This is a genomic window from Streptomyces azureus, assembly GCF_001270025.1.
Taxonomy (GTDB): domain Bacteria; phylum Actinomycetota; class Actinomycetes; order Streptomycetales; family Streptomycetaceae; genus Streptomyces; species Streptomyces azureus.
The window spans coordinates 3,372-25,952 of the sequence record NZ_DF968322.1 but is presented as its reverse complement, the minus strand read 5'-3'; the positions used below and the strand labels follow the sequence as shown (position 1 = coordinate 25,952).

At 70.0% G+C, this 22,581-nt stretch carries 22 protein-coding genes and 2 tRNA genes; 14 read left to right on the top strand and 10 right to left on the bottom strand.

What is annotated here, in order from left to right; translation table 11 throughout:
* Positions 1-188: 188 nt before the first annotated feature.
* Together AOQ53_RS23310 and AOQ53_RS23305 are read right to left on the bottom strand one after the other, a co-directional pair.
* Positions 189-920, bottom strand: coding sequence for a maleate cis-trans isomerase family protein (locus AOQ53_RS23310; protein WP_059420125.1), 732 nt, complete (start codon positions 918-920; stop codon positions 189-191).
* Complete coding sequence (locus AOQ53_RS23305; RefSeq protein ID WP_059420124.1) at positions 917-1,732, bottom strand: maleate cis-trans isomerase family protein; 816 nt, start codon at positions 1,730-1,732, stop codon at positions 917-919. Before AOQ53_RS23305 ends, AOQ53_RS23310 begins: the two co-directional genes overlap by 4 nt.
* Positions 1,733-1,930: 198 nt before the next feature.
* Here AOQ53_RS23305 and AOQ53_RS23300 point away from each other — a divergent pair, with 198 nt between their 5' ends.
* Both AOQ53_RS23300 and AOQ53_RS23295 read left to right on the top strand, forming a co-directional pair.
* Positions 1,931-2,878 carry a D-2-hydroxyacid dehydrogenase gene (locus AOQ53_RS23300; RefSeq protein ID WP_059420123.1) on the top strand — a complete coding sequence of 316 codons (948 nt, stop codon included), beginning with the start codon at positions 1,931-1,933 and terminating at the stop codon, positions 2,876-2,878.
* A 17-nt stretch (positions 2,879-2,895) separates the two neighbouring features.
* The gene (locus AOQ53_RS23295; protein WP_059420122.1) at positions 2,896-4,305 is read left to right on the top strand and encodes an amidase; all 1,410 of its coding nucleotides are present in this window, start codon (positions 2,896-2,898) and stop codon (positions 4,303-4,305) included.
* Here the strand turns inward: AOQ53_RS23295 and AOQ53_RS23290 are convergent.
* Positions 4,286-4,780: a DUF3830 family protein gene (locus AOQ53_RS23290; protein WP_059420120.1), complete on the bottom strand. Its 495-nt coding sequence runs from the start codon at positions 4,778-4,780 to the stop codon at positions 4,286-4,288. The genes AOQ53_RS23295 and AOQ53_RS23290 overlap by 20 nt on opposite strands.
* A gap of 107 nt (positions 4,781-4,887) precedes the next feature.
* Here AOQ53_RS23290 and ehuB point away from each other — a divergent pair, with 107 nt between their 5' ends.
* The 6 genes from ehuB to AOQ53_RS23260 all read left to right on the top strand — a co-directional run bounded on the left by ehuB (position 4,888) and on the right by AOQ53_RS23260 (position 9,068).
* Positions 4,888-5,817, top strand: coding sequence for an ectoine/hydroxyectoine ABC transporter substrate-binding protein EhuB (gene ehuB, locus AOQ53_RS23285; protein ID WP_099054671.1), 930 nt, complete (start codon positions 4,888-4,890; stop codon positions 5,815-5,817).
* On the top strand, positions 5,814-6,515 hold the full coding sequence (gene ehuC / locus AOQ53_RS23280) for an ectoine/hydroxyectoine ABC transporter permease subunit EhuC (protein WP_059420116.1): 702 nt from the start codon (positions 5,814-5,816) through the stop codon (positions 6,513-6,515). The genes ehuB and ehuC overlap by 4 nt, the downstream gene beginning before the upstream one ends.
* Positions 6,512-7,162, top strand: coding sequence for an ectoine/hydroxyectoine ABC transporter permease subunit EhuD (ehuD, locus tag AOQ53_RS23275; RefSeq protein ID WP_059420114.1), 651 nt, complete (start codon positions 6,512-6,514; stop codon positions 7,160-7,162). Before ehuC ends, ehuD begins: the two co-directional genes overlap by 4 nt.
* Positions 7,152-7,937 carry an ectoine/hydroxyectoine ABC transporter ATP-binding protein EhuA gene (gene ehuA / locus AOQ53_RS23270; protein ID WP_059420112.1) on the top strand — a complete coding sequence of 262 codons (786 nt, stop codon included), beginning with the start codon at positions 7,152-7,154 and terminating at the stop codon, positions 7,935-7,937. Before ehuD ends, ehuA begins: the two co-directional genes overlap by 11 nt.
* Positions 7,938-8,134: 197 nt before the next feature.
* On the top strand, positions 8,135-8,896 hold the full coding sequence (locus tag AOQ53_RS23265) for an IclR family transcriptional regulator (protein WP_059420110.1): 762 nt from the start codon (positions 8,135-8,137) through the stop codon (positions 8,894-8,896).
* Positions 8,897-8,994: 98 nt separating this feature from the next.
* Positions 8,995-9,068, top strand: a tRNA-Lys gene (locus AOQ53_RS23260).
* Positions 9,069-9,146: 78 nt separating this feature from the next.
* Here AOQ53_RS23260 and AOQ53_RS23255 read toward each other — a convergent pair.
* The 4 genes from AOQ53_RS23255 to AOQ53_RS23240 all read right to left on the bottom strand — a co-directional run bounded on the left by AOQ53_RS23255 (position 9,147) and on the right by AOQ53_RS23240 (position 12,962).
* Positions 9,147-9,614, bottom strand: a complete 468-nt coding sequence (locus AOQ53_RS23255) for a hypothetical protein (RefSeq protein WP_059420108.1) — start codon at positions 9,612-9,614, stop codon at positions 9,147-9,149.
* Between the two features lie 99 nt (positions 9,615-9,713).
* Positions 9,714-10,319 carry a lytic polysaccharide monooxygenase auxiliary activity family 9 protein gene (locus AOQ53_RS23250; protein WP_059420106.1) on the bottom strand — a complete coding sequence of 202 codons (606 nt, stop codon included), beginning with the start codon at positions 10,317-10,319 and terminating at the stop codon, positions 9,714-9,716.
* A gap of 101 nt (positions 10,320-10,420) precedes the next feature.
* Positions 10,421-11,542, bottom strand: coding sequence for an SPFH domain-containing protein (locus AOQ53_RS23245; RefSeq protein WP_059420104.1), 1,122 nt, complete (start codon positions 11,540-11,542; stop codon positions 10,421-10,423).
* Positions 11,543-11,624: 82 nt separating this feature from the next.
* Positions 11,625-12,962 (bottom strand): peptidoglycan-binding protein, encoded by a 1,338-nt coding sequence (locus AOQ53_RS23240; RefSeq protein WP_059420187.1) that lies wholly within the window; start codon positions 12,960-12,962, stop codon positions 11,625-11,627.
* 199 nt (positions 12,963-13,161) lie between these two features.
* Here AOQ53_RS23240 and AOQ53_RS23235 point away from each other — a divergent pair.
* From AOQ53_RS23235 to glxA, 4 genes are all read left to right on the top strand, one after another.
* Positions 13,162-13,235: transfer RNA gene (locus tag AOQ53_RS23235), tRNA-Lys, on the top strand.
* 113 nt (positions 13,236-13,348) lie between these two features.
* A complete protein-coding gene (locus AOQ53_RS23230; protein ID WP_059420185.1) occupies positions 13,349-14,062 on the top strand; it encodes a FadR/GntR family transcriptional regulator in 714 nt (237 codons plus the stop codon).
* A gap of 324 nt (positions 14,063-14,386) precedes the next feature.
* Positions 14,387-16,390, top strand: coding sequence for a glycosyltransferase family 2 protein (locus AOQ53_RS23225; RefSeq protein WP_059420103.1), 2,004 nt, complete (start codon positions 14,387-14,389; stop codon positions 16,388-16,390).
* On the top strand, positions 16,387-18,327 hold the full coding sequence (glxA, locus tag AOQ53_RS23220) for a radical copper oxidase GlxA (protein ID WP_059420102.1): 1,941 nt from the start codon (positions 16,387-16,389) through the stop codon (positions 18,325-18,327). Before AOQ53_RS23225 ends, glxA begins: the two co-directional genes overlap by 4 nt.
* A 114-nt stretch (positions 18,328-18,441) precedes the next feature.
* Here glxA and AOQ53_RS23215 read toward each other — a convergent pair whose 3' ends face one another.
* Entirely contained in the window at positions 18,442-19,488 is a 1,047-nt protein-coding gene (locus AOQ53_RS23215; RefSeq protein ID WP_059420101.1) for a glycoside hydrolase family 6 protein, read from the bottom strand.
* A 295-nt stretch (positions 19,489-19,783) separates the two neighbouring features.
* Here AOQ53_RS23215 and AOQ53_RS23210 point away from each other — a divergent pair, with 295 nt between their 5' ends.
* Complete coding sequence (locus tag AOQ53_RS23210; RefSeq protein ID WP_148640370.1) at positions 19,784-20,197, top strand: hypothetical protein; 414 nt, start codon at positions 19,784-19,786, stop codon at positions 20,195-20,197.
* Positions 20,198-20,338: 141 nt separating this feature from the next.
* Positions 20,339-20,641 carry a helix-turn-helix domain-containing protein gene (locus AOQ53_RS23205; protein ID WP_148640369.1) on the top strand — a complete coding sequence of 101 codons (303 nt, stop codon included), beginning with the start codon at positions 20,339-20,341 and terminating at the stop codon, positions 20,639-20,641.
* 92 nt (positions 20,642-20,733) lie between these two features.
* Here AOQ53_RS23205 and AOQ53_RS23200 read toward each other — a convergent pair whose 3' ends face one another.
* Together AOQ53_RS23200 and AOQ53_RS23195 are read right to left on the bottom strand one after the other, a co-directional pair.
* Entirely contained in the window at positions 20,734-21,621 is an 888-nt protein-coding gene (locus tag AOQ53_RS23200) for a serine hydrolase domain-containing protein (RefSeq protein ID WP_236711761.1), read from the bottom strand.
* Positions 21,618-22,193 (bottom strand): hypothetical protein, encoded by a 576-nt coding sequence (locus tag AOQ53_RS23195; protein ID WP_148640368.1) that lies wholly within the window; start codon positions 22,191-22,193, stop codon positions 21,618-21,620. Before AOQ53_RS23195 ends, AOQ53_RS23200 begins: the two co-directional genes overlap by 4 nt.
* Positions 22,194-22,581 lie beyond the last annotated feature (388 nt).

Here is a 22,581-nt window from a genome sequence, read left to right as displayed (position 1 = left end):
GACCTTCCGCTGACCATGCTGGTCGGCGCTGCCGCGGGAGGAGCCGTGGGCTTTGTGTTCCCCTACGCCCTGTCCCGTCGCCGCCGGCAACCGCCTTCCGCTCCGCCACCACCCTGTCCCCCGCCCCCGCCCCCGCCGCCTGAACGGAGAACGTGAAGCCGTGCGGGCGGCGGGGACGGCGCGCTCCCTCACGCCTGGACGATCGGCTCCCTCGTGAACAGCGCCCCCAGTTCCGGCGCGTTCACGCGGCGGTCCGCCAGGCGGAGGGCCTCCCAGACCGTGACCTGGTTGGCGGTGAGGACCGGCTTGCCGAGGTCCTTCTCCAGGGCCGGGATGTGGGCCGCGGTGTGCAGGGCCGTGTCGGGGAGGAGGAGGGCATCGGCGTCGGGGTGGTCGGAGTGCCGGGCCATGGCCAGGAGTTCCGCCTCGCCCCACGTGCCGACCTCGGCGGCCGTGATGATGCCGGAGCTCTTCACCGAGACGACCTCGACGCCGTCCGCCCGCAGGAACTCGGCGAACAGCTGGGCCACGTCGTCCGGGTAGGTCGCGCCGATCGCGACCCGCCGCGCCCCCAGCTCCCGTACCGCGTGCACGAACGCGAAGGACGTCGAGGAGGCCGGCATCCCGGCCGTCTGCGCCAGGGTGCGCACCTGCTCCTGCGCGCCGTCCCAGCCGTAGACGAAGCTGCCGCTGGTGCAGGCCCACACCACGGCGTCCGCGCCGGCGTGCCGCAGCTCCTGCACGCCGGCCGCCAGCCGGCCGGCGGAGCCCATCTCCAGCAGCGCGTCCACCCGGTGCGCGTCCTCACCGATGTCGGTGTGCACCAGGTCCACCCGGATGTCGCTGCCCAGCAACTGCTCGATGCGCGGATAGTCGTCCTCGGCCGAGTGGCCCGGGTAGAGAAATCCCAGTGCTGTCATGTCCAGCCTTCCTGCTGCTGCTCTTCTTCCGGCACGACGGGACCGTGGTTCGCCCCCGGCGATCCGAGACCGGCCCGCGCCTCCGGATTGATCAGCGCTTGATACGGCCCCACCGCACGGGTACCCAATCGGCGCAGCGCCGCCCACATCGTCACTTGGTTGGCCGAGATCACCGGGATGCGCAGCTCGGCCTCCAGTTGGGGGATGACGTCGTAGGTGGGCAGGTTGGTGCAGCTGATGAACAGGGCGTCGGCGTCGTCGCGTACGGCCTGCCGCGCCATGTCCACGACCTCCCGGTAGGGGACCTTCCAGATGTGCCGGGTCAGGCCCATGAAGGCACAGCCGGAGATCGTGACGCCCGCCTGGGCCACATAGGCCTCCAGCGACTGCGTCACCGACACCGTGTACGGCGTCACCAGCGCCACACGCCGTACGTCCAGCTCCACCAGGGCCTCCAGCAGCCCGCCCGAGGTGGTGATCGCCGGTACGGCGCCCGCCCGGCTCATCGCCTCGCACATCGCGCGCTCGCCCATGACGCCGCCGACGAAGCTGCCCGACGTACAGGCGTAGGCGATGACCTCGGGGGCGATCGCGTTGAGCGTGCCGACCGCCGCGCTCAGCGTCTCGTGTTCGCTGACCATGCGGGCCAGATCGAGGCTGACCTCGACCGGCACGAACGGTGTTCGTGTCATGTGCAGGGAGACCTCGTCCGGCACCCACCGCCACAGCTCGCGGTCGAGAGCGAAGTCGAAGGGGGCGACGACGCCGACCCCGCGCTGCGGGCTGGGCCCGCCGAGAAATGAGACGTCCATGGCAGGGCACCGGCCTCACACTGGGCAACGAGTGTGCAACGGATCGTGGGAACGCCCGTGTTGACGACGGTAGGTTCGGGTGCGAGCGTGGTCAATCCGCCCGGATCATTCCCTGGTCAACAACGTGTTAACTCGTCGTCACCGGCCGCCTCCCGAAGGCAGGCCACCCCCGCCGCACGGCTGGAGAAACGGCTGCTCATGCCCACCCCCACCCTGCTCGTCCTGGACGCCGAACCCCTCCCCCGCCTCGGGAGCCTCACCGGCCGCGCCAGTATCGAACACACCGACGCAGAGGGTCTCGCCGCACGCCTCCCGCGTGCGGATGTACTGCTGGTGTGGGACTTCACCTCGCGCGCCGTGCGGGACGCCTGGCCAGGCGAGGGCCCACGGCCACGCTGGGTGCATACGGCGAGCGCCGGTGTGGACCATCTGATGTGCCCGGAACTCGCCGCCTCCGACACGGTGGTGACGAACGCGCGCGGCATCTTCGACCAGCCGATCGCCGAGTACGTCGCCGCGCTCGTGCTGGCGATGGCCAAGGACCTGCCGCGCACGCTGGAGCTGCAACGGGAGCGGACCTGGCGGCACCGCGAGTCGCACAAGGTCGCCGGGAGCCGGGCCGTCGTGGTCGGCACCGGGCCGATCGGCCGGGCGATCGCCCGCACGCTGGGGGCGCTGGACATCACGACGGCGCTCGTGGGCCGGGCCCCGCGCACCGGCGTGCACGGCCCGGAGGATCTGGACCGGCTGCTGGCGCGCGCCGACTGGGTGATCGCGGCGGCGCCGCTCACCGATCAGACGCACGGCATGTTCGACGCCCGCCGCTTCGGCGTGATGCAGCCGTCCGCCCGGTTCGTCAACATCGGCCGCGGCCAGCTGGTCGTCGAGGACGCGCTCGCCGAGGCCCTGGCCAAACACTGGATCGCGGGCGCCGCCCTGGACGTCTTCGAGTCCGAGCCGCTGCCCCCCGACAGCCCGTTGTGGCAGGTCCCGGGCCTGATCGTGTCCCCGCACATGAGCGGCGACATCGTCGGCTGGCGGGACGAGCTCGGGGCCCAGTTCGTGGAACTGTACGAGCTCTGGGCGGCGGGAAAGCCGCTGGAGAACGTGGTCGACAAGCAGCGCGGGTATGTACCCGGACACTGACGTTCCCTGGAGGGTGCATGACCGAGCTCACCGAGCTGACCGCCGTACGACTCCTCGACGGCTACCGCAAGGGCGAGTGGAGCCCTGTGGAGGCGACCCGCGCGGCGCTGGAGCGGGCCGAGGCGATCCAGCCGGAGGTGAACGCCTTCGTCCGGCTGACCGCCGAGGACGCGCTGGCCCGGGCCCGGGAGTCGGAGGAGCGCTGGCGGCGCGGTGAGCCACAGGGGCTGCTGGACGGGGTGCCGGTCACGGTCAAGGACATCCTGCTGCTGCGCGGCGCGCCGACCCTGCGCGGTTCGAAGGCCGTGGATCCGGCGGGGCGCTGGGACGAGGACGCCCCGTCCGTGGCCCGGCTGCGGGAGCACGGGGCGGTCTTCATCGGCAAGACGACCACGCCCGAGTACGGCTGGAAGGGCGTGACGGACTCGCCGCTGAGCGGGGTGACGCGCAACCCGTACAACCCGTCGCGCACGGCCGGCGGGTCGAGCGGAGGCAGCGCGGCGGCCGTGGCGCTCGGCGCGGGACCGCTGTCGCTGGGCACGGACGGCGGCGGCAGTGTCCGTATCCCGGCGTCTTTCTGCGGGATCTTCGCGCTGAAGCCGACGTACGGGCGGGTGCCGCTCTACCCGGCGAGCGCGTTCGGCACGCTGGCGCACGTCGGGCCGATGACCCGGGACGCGGCGGACGCGGCGCTGCTGATGGATGTCATCGGCCATCCGGACTCGCGTGACTGGTCGGCGCTCGCCCCGCCGCCCGGCGCCTACACGGACGGCCTGACGGGCGGGGTGCGCGGGCTGCGCGTGGCCTACTCGCCGTCGCTGGGCGGGCAGGTGGCGGTGCGTCCGGAGGTCGCGTCGGCGGTGCGGCACGCCGTGGAGCGGCTGGCGGAGCTCGGCGCGTACGTCACGGAGACCGACCCGGACCTCACCGAACCGGCGGAGGCCTTCCACACCCTGTGGTTCAGCGGGGCTGCCCGGGTGACACAGCATCTGGGACCGAGGCAGCGGGAACTGCTGGACCCGGGCCTGCGCGAGATCTGCACACAGGGCACCCGCTACTCGGCGCTGGACTATCTGGCCGCGGTGGACGTCCGGATGGACCTGGGGCGCCGGATGGGCCGCTTCCACGACACGTACGACCTGCTCGTCACGCCGACCCTGCCGATCACGGCGTTCGAGGCGGGCGTCGAGGTACCGAAAGGATCCGGCCACCGACGCTGGACGGGCTGGACGCCCTTCACGTACCCGTTCAACATGACGCAGCAGCCCGCGGCGAGCGTGCCGGTCGGCGCCGACGGGGACGGCCTGCCGATCGGCCTCCAGGTCGTGGCCGCCCGGCACCGGGACGATCTGGTGCTGCGGGCGGCCCACACGCTGTACGAGGCCGGGGTGGCGTCCGCCGGCCGGCTCAGGCCCGCCGGAAGCTGAGCGTCTCCCCCGCCGCCCCCGACCTCCACAGGTCGTTGCACGCCTCGGCCATGGAGTCCAGGCCCTCGACGATCTGGCCCCAGACGATGCCGGGGACCCAGCCCACATCGGCGTTCAGCAGCAGGTTGTTGCGCTCGTAGAACAGGGCCAGATCGACGAGCGTGGTCCCCGCGCGGACCTCGCGGTCGTAGCCGTAGGACTTGGTCCCCAACTCCGTACCCGCGAAAGCGAAATAGCACAGATCGCCTGGAATTGGGGTGACTGTCGGGTTTTCCAGAGGTGGCTCGGTTTCGGCGAATGGCGGGAAAAGGGCGTAGATCTCGTTGCGTGCGTACTTCGCGTGGTAGACGTCCCCGGCCAGCGGAAGGGCGTCCCAGACGGCCGCGCAGGTGATCGGCGCGCGGTCGTCCAGCAGCTTGGCCCTGCAGGTCACGTCGCGCTTGACCAGCGAGACTTCGATATATCGATCAGCCATGCCTCCATGGGAGTGCCCGCCGCCCCCGCGGTCAAGGGCGCACCGGGAGACGTGCGGGGCTTGAAAAGATCGGCATAACTCGAATGCGGTCGGGTAGCCGCGCGCCCATGGCTCCACCACAGAGAAGCCCACTGAGAAGTCCGGAACCCATATCCCAGGCCGTATCCAGGCCCACACGCCGGTCGCTGCTCGCGGGGGTCGCGGCGCTCGGCGCACTGGGTGCCGCCGGATGCAGCCGAGTGGCCACGGCGTCGAGCACCAAGGGCGGTGACCTGCTCGACCGGCTCCGGGCCGCCGGCGTCGTCCGCCTCGGCATCGCCGGTGAGATCCCGTTCGGCTTCATCGACAAGAACGGCGAGCTGACCGGTGAGGCACCGGAACTGGCCAAGGTGATCTTCAAGCGGCTCGGCGTCGACCGGGTGCAGCCCGTGCCGACCGAGTTCGGCTCGCTCATCCCGGGCCTGAACTCCCAGCAGTTCGACGTCGTCGCCGCCGGGATGTACGTCAACCCCGAGCGCTGCGAGCAGGTCATCTTCTCCGACCCCGACTACCAGATGCTCGACTCGTTCATCGTCCGCAAGGGCAACCCGAAGGGGCTGCGCAGCTACAAGGACGTCGTCGAGAAGAAGGCGAAGTTCGCCACCGGGACCGGATACGCCGAGATCCAGTACGCCGTCGAGGCGGGGTACAAGGAGAGCGACATCCTCATCGTCCCGGACCAGGTGGCGGGGCTGAACGCCGTCGAGGCGGGCCGCGTGGACGTGTTCGCCGGTACGGCGCTCACCGTACGCGAGGTGGTGAAGAAGTCCGCCAAGGCGGAGGCCACCGAGCCCTTCAAGCCGATCGTGGGCGGCAAGCCGCACGTCGACGGAGGCGCCTTCGCGTTCCGGCCGACCGAGACCAACCTGCGGGACGCCTTCAACGTCGAGCTGCGCAAGCTCAAGAAGAGCGGCGAACTGTTCCGCATCCTCAAGCCCTTCGGTTTCACCGAGGCGGAGATGACGGATCTGACCGCGAAGGAGCTCTGCGGCGGATGACCTCGGGACTCTGGGAACTCGTACTCAAGGGCGTGTGGACCACCGTCCAGTTGCTCTTCTTCAGTGCTCTGCTGGGCGCGGCCGTCTCGTTCATGGTCGGCATCGCGCGTAGTCACCGGCTGCGGGTCGTCCGCTTCCTCGCGGGCTTTTACACCGAGGTGTTCCGCGGCACCTCCGCCCTGGTCATGATCTTCTGGGTGTTCTTCGTGCTGCCGGTCGCTTTCGGCTGGCAGTTGGTGCCGATGTGGGCGGGCACGCTCGCGCTCGGCCTGACCTACGGGGCGTACGGCTCGGAGATCGTGCGCGGCGCGCTGAGCGCGGTCGACCCGGCACAGCAGGAGGGCGGTATCGCCCTCAGCTTCACGCCCTGGCAGCGACTGCGACTGATCCTGCTGCCGCAGGCGGTGCCGGAAATGATCCCGCCGTTCTCGAACCTGTTGATCGAACTGCTCAAGGGCACCGCGCTCGTGTCGATCACGGGCATGGGGGATCTGACGTTCAGCGCGAACCTGGTGCGCCTCGCGCTTCAGGAGAGCGCGGAGATCTACACGTACATCCTGTTCATCTACTTCGTGATCGCCTTCCTGCTCACCCGGGTCATGCGCGGGCTGGAGAAGAAGCTCAAGGCCGGTGTCGGGAAGAAGCCCGACCGCAAGACCCGGGCGCCTGAGCCGGTCGTGATCGAGGGGGTCCGATGACCTGGGACTGGAGCGCGGTCTCCGACTTCATGCCGGACTTCTGGAAGGGCCTGCTGGTCACCCTCCAGATTCTGCTTCTCGGTTCGCTGGTCTCGTTCGCGCTGGGCCTGGTGTGGGCGCTGCTGATGCGGCTGCCGACGCGCTGGGTGACCTGGCCGGTCGGCGTCGTCACGGAGTTCGTCCGCAACACCCCGCTGCTGGTGCAGTTGTTCTTCCTCTACTACGTGCTGCCCGAGTGGGGCCTGACCTTCTCGGCGCTCGCCACGGGCGTCTTCGCGATCGGGCTGCACTACTCGACGTACACGATGCAGGTCTACCGCGCCGGTATCGAGGCCGTGCCGGTCGGCCAGTGGGAGGCGGCGACGGCGCTGAACCTGCCGCTGCGCCGGACGTGGACCGCGGTGATCCTGCCGCAGGCGGTGCGCCGGGTCGTCCCCGCGCTCGGCAACTACGTCATCGCGATGCTCAAGGACACGCCCATGCTGATGGCGATCTCCGTCCTGGAGATGCTCGGCCACGCGCGCCTGTTCTCGCAGGAGCACTTCCAGTTCACCGAGCCGCTGACGGTCATCGGCGTGGCCTTCATCGTCATTTCCTATCTGGCCTCCCTTCTCCTGCGAGCCCTGGAGCGACGCCTTGCCCACTGACACCCTCCCCAACCCCGAGAAGAACCCCGCCAGGAGCACGGGCGAGCTGATCCGGCTGGAGCAGGTCACCAAGCGGTTCGGGAGCAACACCGTCCTGGACCACCTGGACTTCTCGGTCGACGCCGGCAAGCACGTCACCCTGATCGGGCCGTCCGGTTCCGGCAAGACCACGATCCTGCGGCTGCTGATGACCTTGCTCAAGCCCGACGAGGGCACGATCACGGTCGACGGGCAGAAGCTGTTCCCGGCCTCCGACAAGGAGGTCCGGGAGGTCCGCAAGAAGATCGGGATGGTCTTCCAGCAGTTCAACCTGTTCCCGAACATGTCGGTGCTGCGGAACATCACCGAGGCACCGGTCACCGTCCTCGGCATGTCCAAGGACGAGGCCGCGGAGCGGGCCAAGGGCCTGCTGGAGATGGTGGGCCTGTCCGACAAGTGCGACGCGCACCCGGCGCAGCTGTCCGGCGGGCAGCAGCAGCGGGTGGCGATCGCCCGGGCCCTGGCGATGCGGCCGCAGGTGCTGCTCCTGGACGAGGTGACCTCCGCGCTCGACCCGGAGCTGGTCGCGGGCGTGCTCGACGTGCTCCGGGACATCGCCCGTTCCACGGACATCACGATGCTCTGCGTGACCCACGAGATGAACTTCGCCCGGGACATCTCCGACCAGGTACTGATGTTCGACTCGGGCCGGGTCATCGAGTCCGGCCCGCCGGAGAAGATCTTCAGCGAGCCGGAGCAGGACCGCACGCGGGAGTTCCTCAGCGCGGTCCTCTGACTACAGCGCGTGACCAGGCAGTACACCGGGCCCGTGACTGGGGCATGCTTTTGGCATATGCCAGAGGGTCGATGCCCCGGTCCGGGGCCCCGGGAATCTTGTCAACCCCCGCCCTCCGCAGGCCCCTTGCCGGTTATCGTGGAGGGGATTCGCTGTCCGGATTCACGGCCCAACAGCAAGCGCAGGGGGAGACCACCGTGGCGCTGAAGCACGAGCCGCCGACCACCCCGTACCACTCGGCCCAGGAAGCCCTGCGCGTCCTGGAGACCGTGGCGCGCAGTTCCACCGGAATCACCGACGCCGAGCTCACCCGGCACACCGGCATCGGGCCCGAGCGGCTACCCGCGCTGCTGCGCATGCTGCGCCGCGAGGGCTACGTCGAGCAGATCGCCGACGGCGCGTACATCACGGGCGAGACGCTGGCCCGCCTCGGCTCCGCCCAGCACCGCGAGCAGGCCCTGCGCGACAAGCTCCAGCACACCCTCGACCGGCTGCGCGACTCGGTCGGCGCCGCCGTCTACATGAGCCGGTACGTCGACGGCGAGATCAGCGTCACCCAGTACGCCGACAGCCCGGCCACGCCCAAGGTCAACGAGTGGGTCGACTTCCGCTCCTCGGCCCACGCCACCGCGATCGGCAAGAGCCTGCTCACCCAGCTCGACCACGCCGGCCGCCGCGACCACCTCGCCCGGCACAAGATGGCCCGCCTCACCTCGCGCACCATCACCAGCGACCGGCTGCTGCTCTCCCGGCTGGAGTCCCAGCCGCCCACCGTGCCCGTCCTCGACCTCCAGGAGTACGCGGTCGGCACGGTCTGCGCGGCCGTCCCCGTCACGGCCGGCTCCTCCGTCGGCTGCCTGGCCCTGTCCCTCCCGGTCGAGCACGCCCACCGCCTGCGCCAGGCCGCGGACGCCCTCAACCGCAACGCGGCGCCGGTGCTGCTGTCCATGGCGATCTAGGGCGTGCCGGCTGGTCGGAAGCACGCCTCGGGAGCAGGTATTATTTTCTTCGTCGCCCGCCGCGAGACGCGATGCGGAACGCGGTCGGCGGGAGTCATGCGCCGCTAGCTCAGTTGGTTAGAGCAGCTGACTCTTAATCAGCGGGTCCGGGGTTCGAGTCCCTGGCGGCGCACCGGTGAAGGGCCTCTCGTGGGAGCGAGAGGCCCTTCGGCGTGTTCGGGATCCTCCCTGGTCAGCCTGCGGCAGACGGTCAGAATCCGGCGACGTCCGAGGCCATCGCCGACATCTTGGTGTACGTCACCATGAAGCCGACGCAGAACACGACGATCACGCCGAGGAACGCCATGATGCCGAAGGTGGCCGCCGCGTGCCTGCCTCGGCTCGGCGCCTGGGCCGTGGCCACGACCTGGGGGCCGTCGGTGTAGTAGACGGTGACGTAGTCGCCCTCGATGATCGTCCCCGGCCCGTTCTCCTCCTCGAACCGGATCACGCGACCGTCGTGCGTGATGAACTCGTAGACGTGGTGCAGCGTGGTGCTGACGGATGTGTCGTTACCGCCGCCGTGGGTCGTCGTGAACGCCCGCAGGCAGCGCGCCTCCGCCGTCAGGCCGCTGTTCCAGGCGCCGCGGATCTGCAGCCAGCGACGCAGCACGCGGTATGTCATGAAGAGCGCCCCGGCCATGATCAGGCCGGGTGCGCCGTAGAACATCACGTCCATCGCGCATCCCCCGAGTCGATGCGCCGGCCCCGATCGGCCGGCGTGGGAGGAACCTACCCACGCCGGCCGCGCCGGTGACTCAAGAGAACCTCAGAAGGTTCAGAACGTCACGTCCGAGCACGCGTAGAACGCGTTGCCCGTGTCGGCGATCGTCCACACCGCCAGGATGACGTGGTGGCCGCTCAGCCCGGACGGCAGCCTGCCGCTGTGGGAGAGCGTGGACGGGGGCCGCTGGCCGTTGTACGGCACCGTGAAGAACGGTGTGAGGTTGAGGTCGGACCGGGCCAGGTTGTGGTTCTGGTTCCAGCCCGGCTTGGTGATGTAGTACTTGAAGTCGGTCGTGGCGTGCATGGCCGTGAACTGCCAGCGGAACGTGTAGGTCTGGCCACCCGTCACCTTGGTGGTGGGCCAGGCCCCGCCGGACGGCGTCCGCGGTGCGCTGAGCTGGCTGAACTGGCCGAGACCGGCGTTGCATATCTGCCCGTCGGCCGGGCCGGAGGCCGGGAAGCCCTTCGGCCCCTCGACGCTCTGCGGTTCCCATTGGATCGGGCCGCAGTTGGTCACGGTGCCGTTCTGGCAGAGCTTCTGCCGGCTGACGGGGAGGTCGGTGTAGCCGTGGCCGCTGGCGCCGCCGGAGGAGAGTACGAGTGCTCCGGCCGTGGCCAGTCCCACCGCGGCTGCGGACAACTTGGTCCTTGTGCGCATGCTGCCGCTCCTGGAGAACGTGGGGGATGTTCAGTGAGCTGTGCAGGTAGGTCTAGACCAAGTCTGAGGGTAGGGACGCTAGTTGAACATGTCCATACCAATCACGGAGCTGTTTCTCCCCGCCCCGCGCAGAACGCCACCGTCAGGTCCTTCACCAGCGCCTTCCTCTCGTAGTCGTCGAGTTCGACCAGCCCTCGCGTGGTCAGCCGGGTCACCGTGTCCTCCACCGAGTCCACGACCGAGGTGAGCACGCTCGCCCGGTGCTGGGCGTCCAGTGCGGCGATGCGGCGGCGGTGCATCGCGGCGGCGACCTCGGGGGCGTACTCCACCCGGACCGGCTGCACCGAGAACACCTCCAGGCCGACCGCCGCCGCGTCGGCCGCCACCAGCCGGGTCAGCGCCTCGGCCGCCGCGCCCGCGGAGCCCTTGGTGCCGCCGGGCATCTCCACCGGCACCCGGGCCAGCGCCGCCTCGACGCACTCGCGCAGATACGTCTCATGGTCCTCGACGCCCAGCGTGGCCCGCGCGGTGTCCCGCACCCGCCACACCACCAGGACGACCACCCGCAGCGCGACCCCGCCTCCGTCGGCGGCCGGCACCGGCTCGCTGCGCCAGTGCCGCAGCCGTACGTCCACCCGGCGGCGCAGCAGCAGCGGGTTGACCCACAGCAGACCGGAGCGCCGGACGGTCCCCCGGTAGCGACCGAACAGATCCAGCACCCAGGCCCGGCCGGTCCGGCCCCGGGCCAGTCCGCCGAACCCGAACAGCCCGAGCGCCCCGGCCCCCGCGTACGCCGCCCATTGCGCGGGACCGAGCCCGGCCCCGGCGTGCGCGGGCAGCCACAGCGCCTCCAGTGCGAGCGGCGGGAGCAGCCCGGCCCACCACGAGGTGACCGCACACCCGGCTGCCCCGCAGGCCCCGGCCAGCACACCCGCCGCCCCGGGCAGCACCCGCGCGGGCCGCTCCACGAGGTCGGGGTCCACCTGCTGCACCGGGCGCAGCGCCGCGGCCGCCGGGCGCCTGAGGCGCGGCTGCTCCCCCATGCCCTGCCTGCGGGCGACGACCGCCGGCTCCATCGGTACCGTCGCCGGGTCGGGGTCGTCGCGGAACAGCAGGTGGACGGGGATCTCGGTGGTGGCCTCGTTCTGGATGAGCCGGGCGGGTCTGGCCGGTCCGCCGGCCGGCCCGTCGGGCTCGGACGTGTGGAAAGTGGTCGTACTCATAGGTGCCTCCAGCCTCCGCGCCAGATGCTTCACAAACGGGTGATCCCCGGTGCCGGGGCCGGGGCCCCTCCGAGGAGAGCTACTACGAGAAGATCCGCCGCCAGGTCTCGGGCCCCGGGTAGCCGTCCGCCGCCCCGCCCCGCCAGCCCTGGGTGCGCTGGAAGGCCTCGACGGCGCGCCGGTCCGCCTCGCCCCAGCGCGGCCCCGGCCCGACCCTGTAGAACCCGCCGAATCCCTTCCGCACCAGCTGCCTCCCCAGCTGGGTGACGTACGTGTTGCTGGCGCCGGGCCGGAACATCGCCCGCCCCGGGTAGCCCGGGACCCCGTGGGAGGAGGGCTGCGGCCCGGCCGCCCCGGCCTTCACGTCCTTGCCCTTCCCCGTGACCAGCAGTTCCCAGGTGCGCGGGCCGGGCAGACCGTCCGCGTCGGCGCCCGTCCAGCCCTGGGCCAGCTGGAAGGCCCGGGTCGCCCGCCGGTCCGCGTCCGTCCAGCGCGGTCCCGGAGCCGAGGCGTAGGAACCGCCGGCCCCGCGCGCGACGAGCATGCGGCCGAGCAGCGTGACGTACTTGTTGTGCGCGCCGGGGCCGAAATATGCCGCTCCCGGGTAGGGCGTGGCGGCCGGTGTGCCCGGTTTCCCGGCGGCTGGTTCCTTGCCCGGCACGGTTCCCGGTTCGGTCCCCGGGTCCTCCGGCGTGACGCCCTTGTACCGGTAGGGGACGTACCGGTCGGAGTCGCTCCAGTAGGCGTACGGGGTGGACTGCCGGCGGGTGTGCGGGCGGGTCTGCTCGTAGGCCGTGTAGTAGGTGTGCGTGTGGTCCGTCCAGCCGCCGAAAATGACCACGTGCGAGCCGCTCTCGGGGTCGGCCGGATTATGGAACAGGAGAATGTCGCCCGGCTGGAGTTCCTCCTTGGAAATCCGCTCACCGTATGGGGCGAGACTGCCCGTCCATTCGTTTCCGGGCAGTTTCCAGGCCATGGAGACGTAGCCCGAGCAGTCCTGCCGGTAGCCGTCGGACCAGTAGTCGTCCATGCTGTACGGCACCTTCGCGGCGACCCACGTCTTGGCCCGGTTGATGATCTCCGTACGGGTGATGGCAGTGGGTTTGAGGGTGGCCGAGGGCTTGGCGGGACGGCCGTCGGGGCCGTGCAGCGGGGCCTTGCCGCCCTGAGGGGTGTCGGGCTCTTCACCTGCGGAAACGACAGGTCGGTGGGGTGCGTGCGGGGCGGCCGCGGCCGGCACGGCGTGGCCCGCGCCGAGCGCCGCCGAGGCCACGGCGGCCAGGGCGAGGGCACGGTGTGCGGCCGGGTGGGCGGTGGTGCGGCCCGCCCAGGAATGGGGCAGGACGCGGCGCCAGTGGACGCATCCGGGGCAGTCGCAGTCGCTCGCGGGGGCGAATTCCTCGAATACCGGAGACTCCATGCGATTCCCCTCACACTTCCGGCGGAAAAGGCCGCGCCTGTAACCGTCCGGGGCGCGCGTCGTCAGTTTCTCAACTGTCTTCCGGACGCGCATGCTGACGGTCCGAATGATGTACGCGGTGCCCTTGCGGGGGCCGCCCCGGCCCGGGCGGGTGGTCGGGAGCACCTCCGGACGTCCTGTAGAGTTACGCCGTCAGCGCGCGCCGCTAGCTCAGTTGGTTAGAGCAGCTGACTCTTAATCAGCGGGTCCGGGGTTCGAGTCCCTGGCGGCGCACCGACCGGAGGCCCCTCGCGGAAGCGGGGGGCCTTCCGTATGCCTGCGTACAGCCCTGGTGCGGTCTGGCCGGAACCCGGCCCCCCGCGCGAATGGCCGGATACCCTCTCGCCATGGCAGCGCGTGACCTCCAAGAGCGGATCAAGAAGCTCATCATCGACCGCCGGCTGGCCTCCGGGGCCCCGCTGCCGACCGAGCCCGAGCTGATGGAGTACCTCGGCGCGAGCCGGAACTCTGTGCGGGAGGCACTGAAGGCGCTCCAGGCGATGGGCATCGTGGAGATCCGGCACGGCTTCGGCACCTACGTCGGCCCGATGTCCCTGGCCCCGATGATCGAGGGCCTCGCCTTCCGCACGGTCGCCGGGCACTACCGGGGCGAGGACTCCCTGCTCCAGCTGCTGGAACTGCGGGAGGCGGTGGAGACCGGGCTGGTCTCCCGGCTCGCGGGGCGGATACCGGAAGCGGACCTCGTTGAACTGGACGGGCTCGTCGACCGTATGGAAGAGCAGGCCGCGCGCGGAGCCGGTCTCGCCGAGACCGACCGGTCCTTCCACGCCACCCTCTACCGGGGGCTGGACAACGTGCTGCTGAGCGAGGTCCTGGAGGCGTTCTGGGACGCTTTCCACCGGGTCCGCACGGACCTCGGGGGCGTGCCGCAGGACCCGAAGGTGACCTGCCGGCAGCACCGGGAGATCCTCGACGCGGTCCGGTCCGGCGACTCGATGCGGGCGGAGGAGGCCATAAGAGAGCACTTCGGGAACATTCGCGCCCGCCTGTCCACAACGGCTCCACAGGGTCCCCACACCCGCCACAATGAACGCGTATGACCGGTAAACACCGCGTTTCGCATCTTGCGATCATGATGAACACCGTAGAACCCTGGTTTTCTGGTTTTTCAAGATGCCGCGCATACGCGGCAGTTGGGGGGCAAAAGAACCGGTTGCGGGCCGGGCGGGGGTAGGGGCCCCGCTCATGAAGCGATGCCGTGGGGGGCATCATGCAACCGGAAGGTCGCGTTGCCGTGTCTATAAGGTGTGGATGACGTGGCGGCAGCGACCCACCACTGATACGTCTGTGAAGGTCGAGGGGGACCTGTAGCAGACGGTAGGAAGCTACGAAACACGCGGTGTCCGCGTGTGGGGGGATGACTCATGACGTCGAGGCCGACGGGCGCCCGGCAGCAGGACCACGACCCGTCTCAGACCACCCAGCTCAGGGTGCCGACGCATCGGATGAGCACCACGGGGACGTTCCGGCGGATCAAGAAGACGCTGCCGAGATACGACTACGAGCACTACAGCCGGCTCGCCGGTCCCCTCACCCAGCCCGATCCGACCAAGCCCTACAAGGTGCAGTACCGGTCGCTGATCTCGCAGGAACCGCACCGCATAAGAGTCGCGCTGATGCTGGCCGCGGCCCCGGTGCTGTCCGTGGTGCTGCTGGTGTGGCTGCTCCAGCCCGAGCACTGGACCGAGCGCGACTACCCGGCCTTCGACTGGCTGCCCGCGCTCGACGTGGTGATGCTGGTCTCGATCGGCCTGATCGAGTTCTTCCGCTGCATGAACGTGGTGTCGAACGCGCACGCCACGCTGGTCGCCCGCGACCCGATCCCGGTGGTGCCCGAGACCGGCACCAGAGTGGCCTTCCTCACCTCCTTCGTGCCCGGCAAGGAGCCGCTGGAGATGGTGACGAAGACCCTGGAGGCCGCGGTGAAGATCCGCCACCGGGGCCTCATGCACGTCTGGCTGCTCGACGAGGGCGACGACCCCGAGGTGAAGGCGGTCTGCGAGCGCCTCGGCGTGCACCACTTCTCCCGCAAGGGAGTCGCCAAGTGGAACCAGGCCAAGGGCCCGCACCGCGCCAAGACCAAGCACGGCAACTACAACGCCTGGCTGGAGGCGCACGGCGACGACTACGACTTCTTCGCCTCGGTCGACACCGACCACGTGCCACTGCCCAACTACCTGGAGCGGATGCTCGGTTTCTTCCGCGACCCGGACGTCGGCTTCGTCATCGGCCCGCAGGTGTACGGCAACTACGACAACCCGATCACCAAGGCCGCCGAGTCGCAGCAGTTCCTCTTCCACGCGCTGATCCAGCGCGCGGGCAACCGCTACGGCTCCCCCATGTTCGTCGGCACGTCCAACGCCGTGCGCATCAAGGCGCTGAAGCAGATCGGCGGGCTGTACGACTCGATCACCGAGGACATGGCGACCGGCTTCGAGATGCACCGCCACAAGAACCCGGCGACGGGCAACAAGTGGCGCTCGGTCTACACGCCGGACGTGCTCGCGGTCGGTGAGGGCCCCAGCGCCTGGACGGACTTCTTCACCCAGCAGATGCGCTGGTCGCGAGGGACGTACGAGACGATCCTCAAGCAGTACTGGAAGGGCTGGTACTCGCTGCCGCCGAGCAAGCTCTTCAACTACACGATGATGATCATCTTCTACCCGATGTCGGCCCTGAACTGGATCCTGGCGGCGCTGAGCTGCTGCCTGTTCCTGGGCCTGGGCGCCTCGGGTGTGAACATCGACCCGGCGGTCTGGCTGATGCTCTACGGCAACGCCTCCGCGCTCCAGATCGGCCTGTACGTCTGGAACCGCCGGCACAACGTCTCGCCGCACGAGCCGGAGGGCTCCGGCGGTGTGGCCGGCATGGTGATGTCCGCGCTGTCGGCGCCGCTGTACGCGAAGGCGCTGATCGACTCCGTGCTGCGGCGCAAGAGCAAGTTCGTGGTCACGCCCAAGGGCGACTCGGCGAGCCCGGACCGCTGGTTCGGCACGTTCCGCTACCACTGGTACTTCGTCGCCATTTTCGGCGCGTCGATCACGGCCGGCTTCGTCTTCGGCCACTCGCACCCCGCGATGATCATCTGGGCGACGTTCGCGCTGCTGATCACCGCCTCGCCGGTCTTCGCCTGGCGCTGGCAGCTGCGGCAGGACGCGAAGAAGCCCGCCGCCCCCGCCGTGGAGCAGCCGCAGGACCCTGCGGGGCCGAACCGGACGCAGCCGCTGCCCATCCCGCAGCAGCCCGCGGCCCACGCCCCGCAGCACAAGCCCAATTGGGCCGCCGCCCCTGGCGGAAACGGGGAGGTCGGGGGGACCGACCAGACCATGCAGATCGCCCTTGGTGGACTTGGGGGACGTAAGGAATGAACGACCGTGCAGGCCGCCGCCGGGCCCGTCGACTCGCGATCGGCACGGCGGTGGTACTCGCGCTGGCCGGGATGAACGGGCCGTGGCTCTACCGCTTCGGGACCGAGAAATACCACCAGTACACAATCAACAAGCCGGAGTACAAGGCCGCGAACGGCAAGTGGGAGATCATCGAGTTTCCCGAGGAGTACCGGCAGAACACGATCCACGCGGCGCTGCTGCGCACCGGCAAGGTGCTGCTCGTCGCGGGGTCGGGCAACAACCAGGACAACTTCGACGCGAAGAAGTTCGACACCCGGATCTGGGACCCGGTCAAGGGCACCATCAAGAAGGTCCCGACGCCCAGCGACCTGTTCTGCACCGGCCACACCCAGCTCGCCAACGGCAACCTGCTGATCGCCGGCGGCACCAAACGGTACGAGAAGCTCAAGGGTGACGTCACCAAGGCCGGCGGCCTGATGATCGTCCACAACGAGAACCCGGACAAGCCGATCACGCTGCCCGCGGGCACCAAGTTCACGGGCAAGCAGAACGGCAAGACCTTCGTCTCGAAGGACCCGGTGCTCGTGCCGCGCGCGAAGAAGGTCTTCGACAAGGCGACGGGCAGGTTCCTGCGCAACGACCCCGGGCTCGGCCGCATCTACGTCGAGGCGCAGAAGCGGGGCCAGAAGTACGAGACGGGCACGCAGGACAACTACCGCGTGCACGGCCTGAAGGGCGATGACGCGCGTAACACGTACGGGATCGCGCAGAAGCTCGCCCTCGACAAGAAGGACTTCCAGGGGATCCGGGACGCCTTCGAGTTCGATCCCGTAGCCGAGAAGTACATCAAGGTCGACCCGATGAAGGAGGCCCGCTGGTACCCGACGCTCACCACCCTGAGCGACGGGAAGATCCTCAGCGTCTCCGGCCTGGACGACATCGGTCAGCTGGTCCCGGGCAAGAACGAGGTCTTCGACCCGAAGACCAGGAAGTGGACCTACACCGACAAGGTCCGGCAGTTCCCGACCTACCCGGCGCTGTTCCTCATGCAGAACGGCAAGGTCTTCTACTCGGGTTCCAACGCGGGCTACGGGCCGGACGACGTGGGCCGTGAGCCGGGCGTGTGGGACGTGGACACCAACAAGTTCTCGAAGATCCCCGGGCTGAGCGACCCCAAGCTGATGGAGACGTCCGGCACGGTGCTGCTGCCGCCGGCGCAGGACGAGAAGTACATGGTGATCGGCGGCGGTGGCGTCGGCGAGTCCCAGGAGTCCAGCGAGAAGACCCGGATCGTCGACCTGAAGGACGCGAACCCGAGATTCGAGGACGGCCCCTCCCTGGACAAGGGCACGCGCTACCCGAACGCCTCGATCCTGCCCGACGACAGCGTGCTGATCTCCGGCGGTTCGGAGGACTACCGGGGCCGCAGCGACTCCAACATCTTCGAGGCGCGGCTCTACGACACGGAGAAGAACGAGCTCAGGCGGGTCGCCGACCCGCTGGTGGGCCGCAACTACCACTCCGGGTCGATCCTGCTGCCCGACGGCCGCGTGATGTTCTTCGGCTCGGACTCGCTGTACGGCGACAAGGCCAACACCAAGCCGGGCAAGTTCGAGCAGCGCATCGAGATCTACACGCCGCCGTACCTCTACGGCAGCGGCGACCAGCCCTCGCTGTCCGGCGGGCCGCAGACCATCGAGCGCGGCGGGACGGGGACGTTCACCTCGTCGGACGCGGTGAAGATCCAGAAGGTCCGGCTGATCCGCCCGAGCGCCGCCACGCACGTCACGGACGTCGACCAGCGGTCGATCGCGCTGGACTTCAAGGCGTCCGGCGACAAGCTGACGGTGACCGTGCCGAAGAACCGGAACCTGGTCCAGGCGGGCTGGTACATGCTCTTCGTGACGGACGACCGGGGCACGCCGAGCAAGGCTCAGTGGGTCAAGGTGCCGTAGCGATCGGCTGATCGGGGCGCTCTCCGGTACGGAGGGCGCCCCTTCGCGTGCCCGGGCCTGACGAGAAACACGCCGACCCGCGTCCCGCCCGCTCCCGGAGGCCCGGCCGGGCTTCTAGGAACTGGCCTTCGCCAGCTTCAGCGCGTAGTCCGCCCACCACTGGCCCGCCTTCGGCCCGCCCTTGCACTCGCCGTCCGACTCACCCGGCCGCTTCACCCACAGGTACGCGTCGACCAACGGGTCCGCCGTCTTCGTCGTCGGCGTCTCGCCCAGGGCGCGGCCCGGCGGGTTGCACCAGCGTTCGTCGGGGTTGCCCTGGGTGTAGGGGCCCTTGCCGTTGCGGCTGGTGTCGATGACGAAGTGCTTGCCCCCGACCTTGGCGGAGAGCTGCTTGCCGTAGGCGATGGAGTCTTCGGTGGAGTAGAAGTTGGAGACGTTGACCGAGAAGCCGTCGGCCTGCTCGATACCGGCCCACTTCAGCGGCTCGAAGATCTGGTCGGGGTTCTGCCAGCCGGCGTTGCCCGCGTCCAGGTACACCTGCGTGTTCTTCAGGGACTTCAGCTTGGTGACGGCACCCTTGAGGAGGTCGTAGCGCTCCTCGTGGAACTGCTCCGGGGTGCAGCCGTCCACCAGGTGCAGCAACGCGTCCGGTTCGAGGATGACCGTGGCGGAGCGGTCACCGATGCCCGCCGCCACGCCGTCGAGCCACTCGCGGTAGGCGTTGCCGTCGGCGGCGCCGCCCTGCGAGTACTGGCCGCAGTCGCGGTGCGGGATGTTGTAGAGGACGAGCAGTGCCGTACGGCCGGCCTTGTCGGCGGCCTGGGTGAAGCCCCGGGTCTGCCCCTGCGGGTCGTCCGGGCCGATCCACTCGGCGACCGGCTGCTCGGCGATCTTGCGGATCTGCTCGGCGTCCTGCTTCTTGCCGGCTTTCTCCAGGGCAACGACCTGCTGTGCCGCGGTGCCGTCCGGATTGACCCAGAACGGGGCGGTCTCCTTGGGCTGCTGTGTGATCCCTGCGCCCGCGTCGGCACTCCCGTCGCCGCCCGCGTTCGATCCATCCCCCCCGTCGGACGAACACCCCGTGATCAGCAGTGCCGTTCCCAGCACCACTGCGGACATCCGCCTCGCGGCGGACGCCCTTCCCCCCCTGCTGCCGTACATCCAACTCCCCCTTGGGTGCACCCGTTCCAAGGCTCAATCCTGACATACGTCCCGCGACACCCACGAGGCCGACGGACCCGAGCATGACGCAGAGCCACCGTGCGGGAACGCGCCGCGATCCCGCCCCTTCCGGGCCCTCGCCGGCCATCCGGCCCCGCAGAGGCGTTCCTTCCTCCCACTGCGTGGGCGTCGCGGCATGCCGCCGTAGATTCTTCGGCTGGCGCGCTGTAGCACCGACACCTCTTGCGCGGGTTGACCACCCCGTGGGCTCGGGCTCACACATCTTCGATGGGGCATGTCCCGCCCGGCAGTGGACAGCGCGGTGGAGCGACTGTGCCAGTTGGGCCTGCTGGAGGTCGCCGAGGGGAACGAGGTCTTCGCGATCCCGCCGGAGGTCGCCATCGACCGGCTCACCGATCTGCGCCTCCAGCGGCTGCACCGGGAACTACGGGGCGCCCCCCAGTCCCACCGGCTGGTAGGGGAGTTGCGTGCGGCGCAGCGACCCGGTGCCTTGTCGACGGCCAGCATCGAGCGGCGGCGGGACGCCACGGCCGTGCGCGAGCGGATCGACCGTCTGACCCTGCTCGCCCGCAGGGAGATCCTTTCCGTCCAGCCGTCCGCCGAGCATGGGCACTCGGCGCTCCTGCGCGCCCTGCGCGCGGGGTGCGCGGGGTGCGCGTGCGCACGGTGGTGGCGAGCGAGTCCTTGAATCAGGGACCGGCGTTGTCCCGGATCAGGAGCCTTGCGCGGTACGGAGCGGAAGCCGGGGTGGTAGACCGGCTCGACGAGCACATGCTCGTGTACGACGGGCGCATCGCGGTGGTGGCCGAGGACGCCACGGACGCCTCACATGACGTGCTGGTGGTCCAGGAAGGCGAGCTGGTCAAGAGTGCGCGCCCTGTTCGACAGGGTTTGGGACGAGGCCCGGAAGCCGGCCGATGTCGACCACACGGTCGCGGTCTCGGCTCCCACGGACGACGAGCGGCAGATCCTCACCCTGATGTGCCGGGTGAGCAAGGATGAGGCCGGAGCACGAACCACGGGCGTTTCGGTACGGACGTACCGTCGGCGCATCGCGGATCTGCCGGCGGCTCTCGGCGCGGGCAATCGGGCACAAGCGGCCCTGATCGCACGCGAGCGCGGCTGGATCTGATGGGGTAGGGGCTCCGGAGAGCACCTGTGTGCTCTCCGGAGCCCCCACCGATGTCCCGCCGGCCGCGTCCCCGATCTCTCAGGGCAGTACACCTATGGTGTGCTCCGCTCCGTTGTCCGCTCCTCCGGCCGTGCCTCTGCGAGGAGCTCGACGCCGAGCCGGTCGGTGTCGTCCGGTGAGCCGCCGAGGCGGTGTACCAGCACCCAGTCCCCGGTGTCGGGGAACGCTCCGGTGAAAACGGAAGCGTCCCGCGTGGCGCCGTTGTGCCACAGCAGCCGGCCCGCAGCCTGCCACGCGGGGGAGGGATCACCGAGCTTCCGCTCCACCAGCAGGCCGCTCACCACGGCAGCCAGGGCGCGGGGCGTGGCCCACAGGCCACCGGCCGGCAGGATCGCCCCGCTCATGGTCCAGGTGGCTCGGTGCCCGCCGAACCGGCCCTTCGCCAGCAGAGCGCGGTCGGCCGGCGGGGCGACGGCCACCTCGTCGGCGACACCCAGCGGGTCCAGGACCTGCTGCCGCAGCAGTTCCGGGTACGGCCGCCGCGCGGCGGCGACGAGGGCCGCTCCCAGGACGGCGTACCCGAAGTTCGAGTACTCCTGCCGCTGACCGGCGGGGCTCGTCGCGAGCCGGTCGAGCCGGGTGAGTGTCTCGCTGAGCGCCTGCGGGCTGAACGCGGCGTACGGGTCGCGGCTGAGGCCCCTCACACCGGGGGGCAGGCGGGGCAGGCCGGAGGTGTGTTCCATCAGGTGCCGCAGGGTGATGCCGGACGCGGGCACTGCCGGCAGCCACCGCTCCACCGGGTCGTCCACGTCGAGCAGTCCGGCGGCAGCCATACGCATCAGCGCCGTTCCGGTGAGCACCTTCGTGAGTGAGCCGATCTCGACGAAGCGGTCCGCGGCGTGGCCGTGCGATGTACGGGGTTCACGCCCGGGACGCAGCACGCATTCCGGTACGGCGCGCCGGGGCAGCAGCGGACTCACCGTCGCGCCGGCTGCGTCAGCAGCCGCTCCAGGACGGCCTCCCGCTCCTGCGGCTTCGGGGTCGAGCGGGGACCGGCGGACCGCCACCACTCCGTGAGCACCGACGGGCGCAGCCCGCCCGTGACGAACCGGGCCAGAAGCTGCTGGGAGAGCTCGACCTCCCGCTCGGTGCAGGCAGGGGCGGCGGCCGAGAGAACGGGGTACTCGCTGTGTCCGTCAGTGTGGGTGACGCACACCGTCATCCCGTGCCCGCTGTCCGGGCCGCCGAACCCCGCCATGCTCGTCGTCACGTCGAACGCGATGCGCAGGCCGCGCTGGAGGCCCGAGCGGGCAGGGGCGTCGGGCACGGTCACCTGTTCGGTCGCGGTCCAGCTCAGCTCGCCGGCCGCCGGTGTGCCGACGGGCGTCAGCCCTTCGTCGGTCAGGCGTACGCCGGTTCCCTCCGTACCGGCCGGGGCACCGAGCCAGCACTCGTCCCGGTCGATCCAGAAGGGCCCGATCATCGCGCCCTCGCCCGGTGACTCGTCAGGCTGTCCGTTCGGCGCTGTGACCGGCCTGCTCTGTTCTGCCACTGATCGAACCCATCTTCTCGGCGGTACGCATAAGACCCCAGTGCTGCCGGTGTCATCGGCCACGGCGGGTGGGGCGTCCCTTTCGGGCCACACCTTCCGGTCCTGTAGGACGCGGCTCAGCCGCGGGCGGGTTGCCTGGACGCGCTGCAGACCTGCCTCGATTCCCTTGCGGAGGAAGATCAGGTCGCAGGCGGGCACGGAGCCGCAGCGGGGCACGCGACCGGACGAGATCTCCTCGAAAGCCGTGGCCAGCGTCCGAACCGCATCATCGGTACGCGTGCGGATGGAGCAGACCGGTTCCGAGGCGATGACCATCGACCTCACCATGGATCGCGGTGGCCGGTGCGCGGGCCGGACAACCTTCACGGACGGCACCGCCGATGCTCTC

What these genes read in the sequence shown, in the direction of transcription:
- AOQ53_RS23310 (WP_059420125.1), bottom strand. Translation starts at nt 920, where the DNA reads ATGACAGCACTGGGATTTCTCTACCCGGGCCACTCGGCCGAGGACGAC.
- AOQ53_RS23305 (WP_059420124.1), bottom strand. Translation starts at nt 1,732, where the DNA reads ATGGACGTCTCATTTCTCGGCGGGCCCAGCCCGCAGCGCGGGGTCGGC.
- AOQ53_RS23300 (WP_059420123.1), top strand. Translation starts at nt 1,931, where the DNA reads ATGCCCACCCCCACCCTGCTCGTCCTGGACGCCGAACCCCTCCCCCGC.
- AOQ53_RS23295 (WP_059420122.1), top strand. Translation starts at nt 2,896, where the DNA reads ATGACCGAGCTCACCGAGCTGACCGCCGTACGACTCCTCGACGGCTAC.
- AOQ53_RS23290 (WP_059420120.1), bottom strand. Translation starts at nt 4,780, where the DNA reads ATGGCTGATCGATATATCGAAGTCTCGCTGGTCAAGCGCGACGTGACC.
- ehuB (WP_099054671.1), top strand. Translation starts at nt 4,888, where the DNA reads ATGGCTCCACCACAGAGAAGCCCACTGAGAAGTCCGGAACCCATATCC.
- ehuC (WP_059420116.1), top strand. Translation starts at nt 5,814, where the DNA reads ATGACCTCGGGACTCTGGGAACTCGTACTCAAGGGCGTGTGGACCACC.
- ehuD (WP_059420114.1), top strand. Translation starts at nt 6,512, where the DNA reads ATGACCTGGGACTGGAGCGCGGTCTCCGACTTCATGCCGGACTTCTGG.
- AOQ53_RS23255 (WP_059420108.1), bottom strand. Translation starts at nt 9,614, where the DNA reads ATGGACGTGATGTTCTACGGCGCACCCGGCCTGATCATGGCCGGGGCG.
- AOQ53_RS23250 (WP_059420106.1), bottom strand. Translation starts at nt 10,319, where the DNA reads ATGCGCACAAGGACCAAGTTGTCCGCAGCCGCGGTGGGACTGGCCACG.
- AOQ53_RS23245 (WP_059420104.1), bottom strand. Translation starts at nt 11,542, where the DNA reads ATGAGTACGACCACTTTCCACACGTCCGAGCCCGACGGGCCGGCCGGC.
- AOQ53_RS23240 (WP_059420187.1), bottom strand. Translation starts at nt 12,962, where the DNA reads ATGGAGTCTCCGGTATTCGAGGAATTCGCCCCCGCGAGCGACTGCGAC.
- AOQ53_RS23230 (WP_059420185.1), top strand. Translation starts at nt 13,349, where the DNA reads ATGGCAGCGCGTGACCTCCAAGAGCGGATCAAGAAGCTCATCATCGAC.
- AOQ53_RS23225 (WP_059420103.1), top strand. Translation starts at nt 14,387, where the DNA reads ATGACGTCGAGGCCGACGGGCGCCCGGCAGCAGGACCACGACCCGTCT.
- glxA (WP_059420102.1), top strand. Translation starts at nt 16,387, where the DNA reads ATGAACGACCGTGCAGGCCGCCGCCGGGCCCGTCGACTCGCGATCGGC.
- AOQ53_RS23215 (WP_059420101.1), bottom strand. Translation starts at nt 19,488, where the DNA reads ATGTACGGCAGCAGGGGGGGAAGGGCGTCCGCCGCGAGGCGGATGTCC.
- AOQ53_RS23210 (WP_148640370.1), top strand. Translation starts at nt 19,784, where the DNA reads ATGTCCCGCCCGGCAGTGGACAGCGCGGTGGAGCGACTGTGCCAGTTG.
- AOQ53_RS23205 (WP_148640369.1), top strand. Translation starts at nt 20,339, where the DNA reads ATGACGTGCTGGTGGTCCAGGAAGGCGAGCTGGTCAAGAGTGCGCGCC.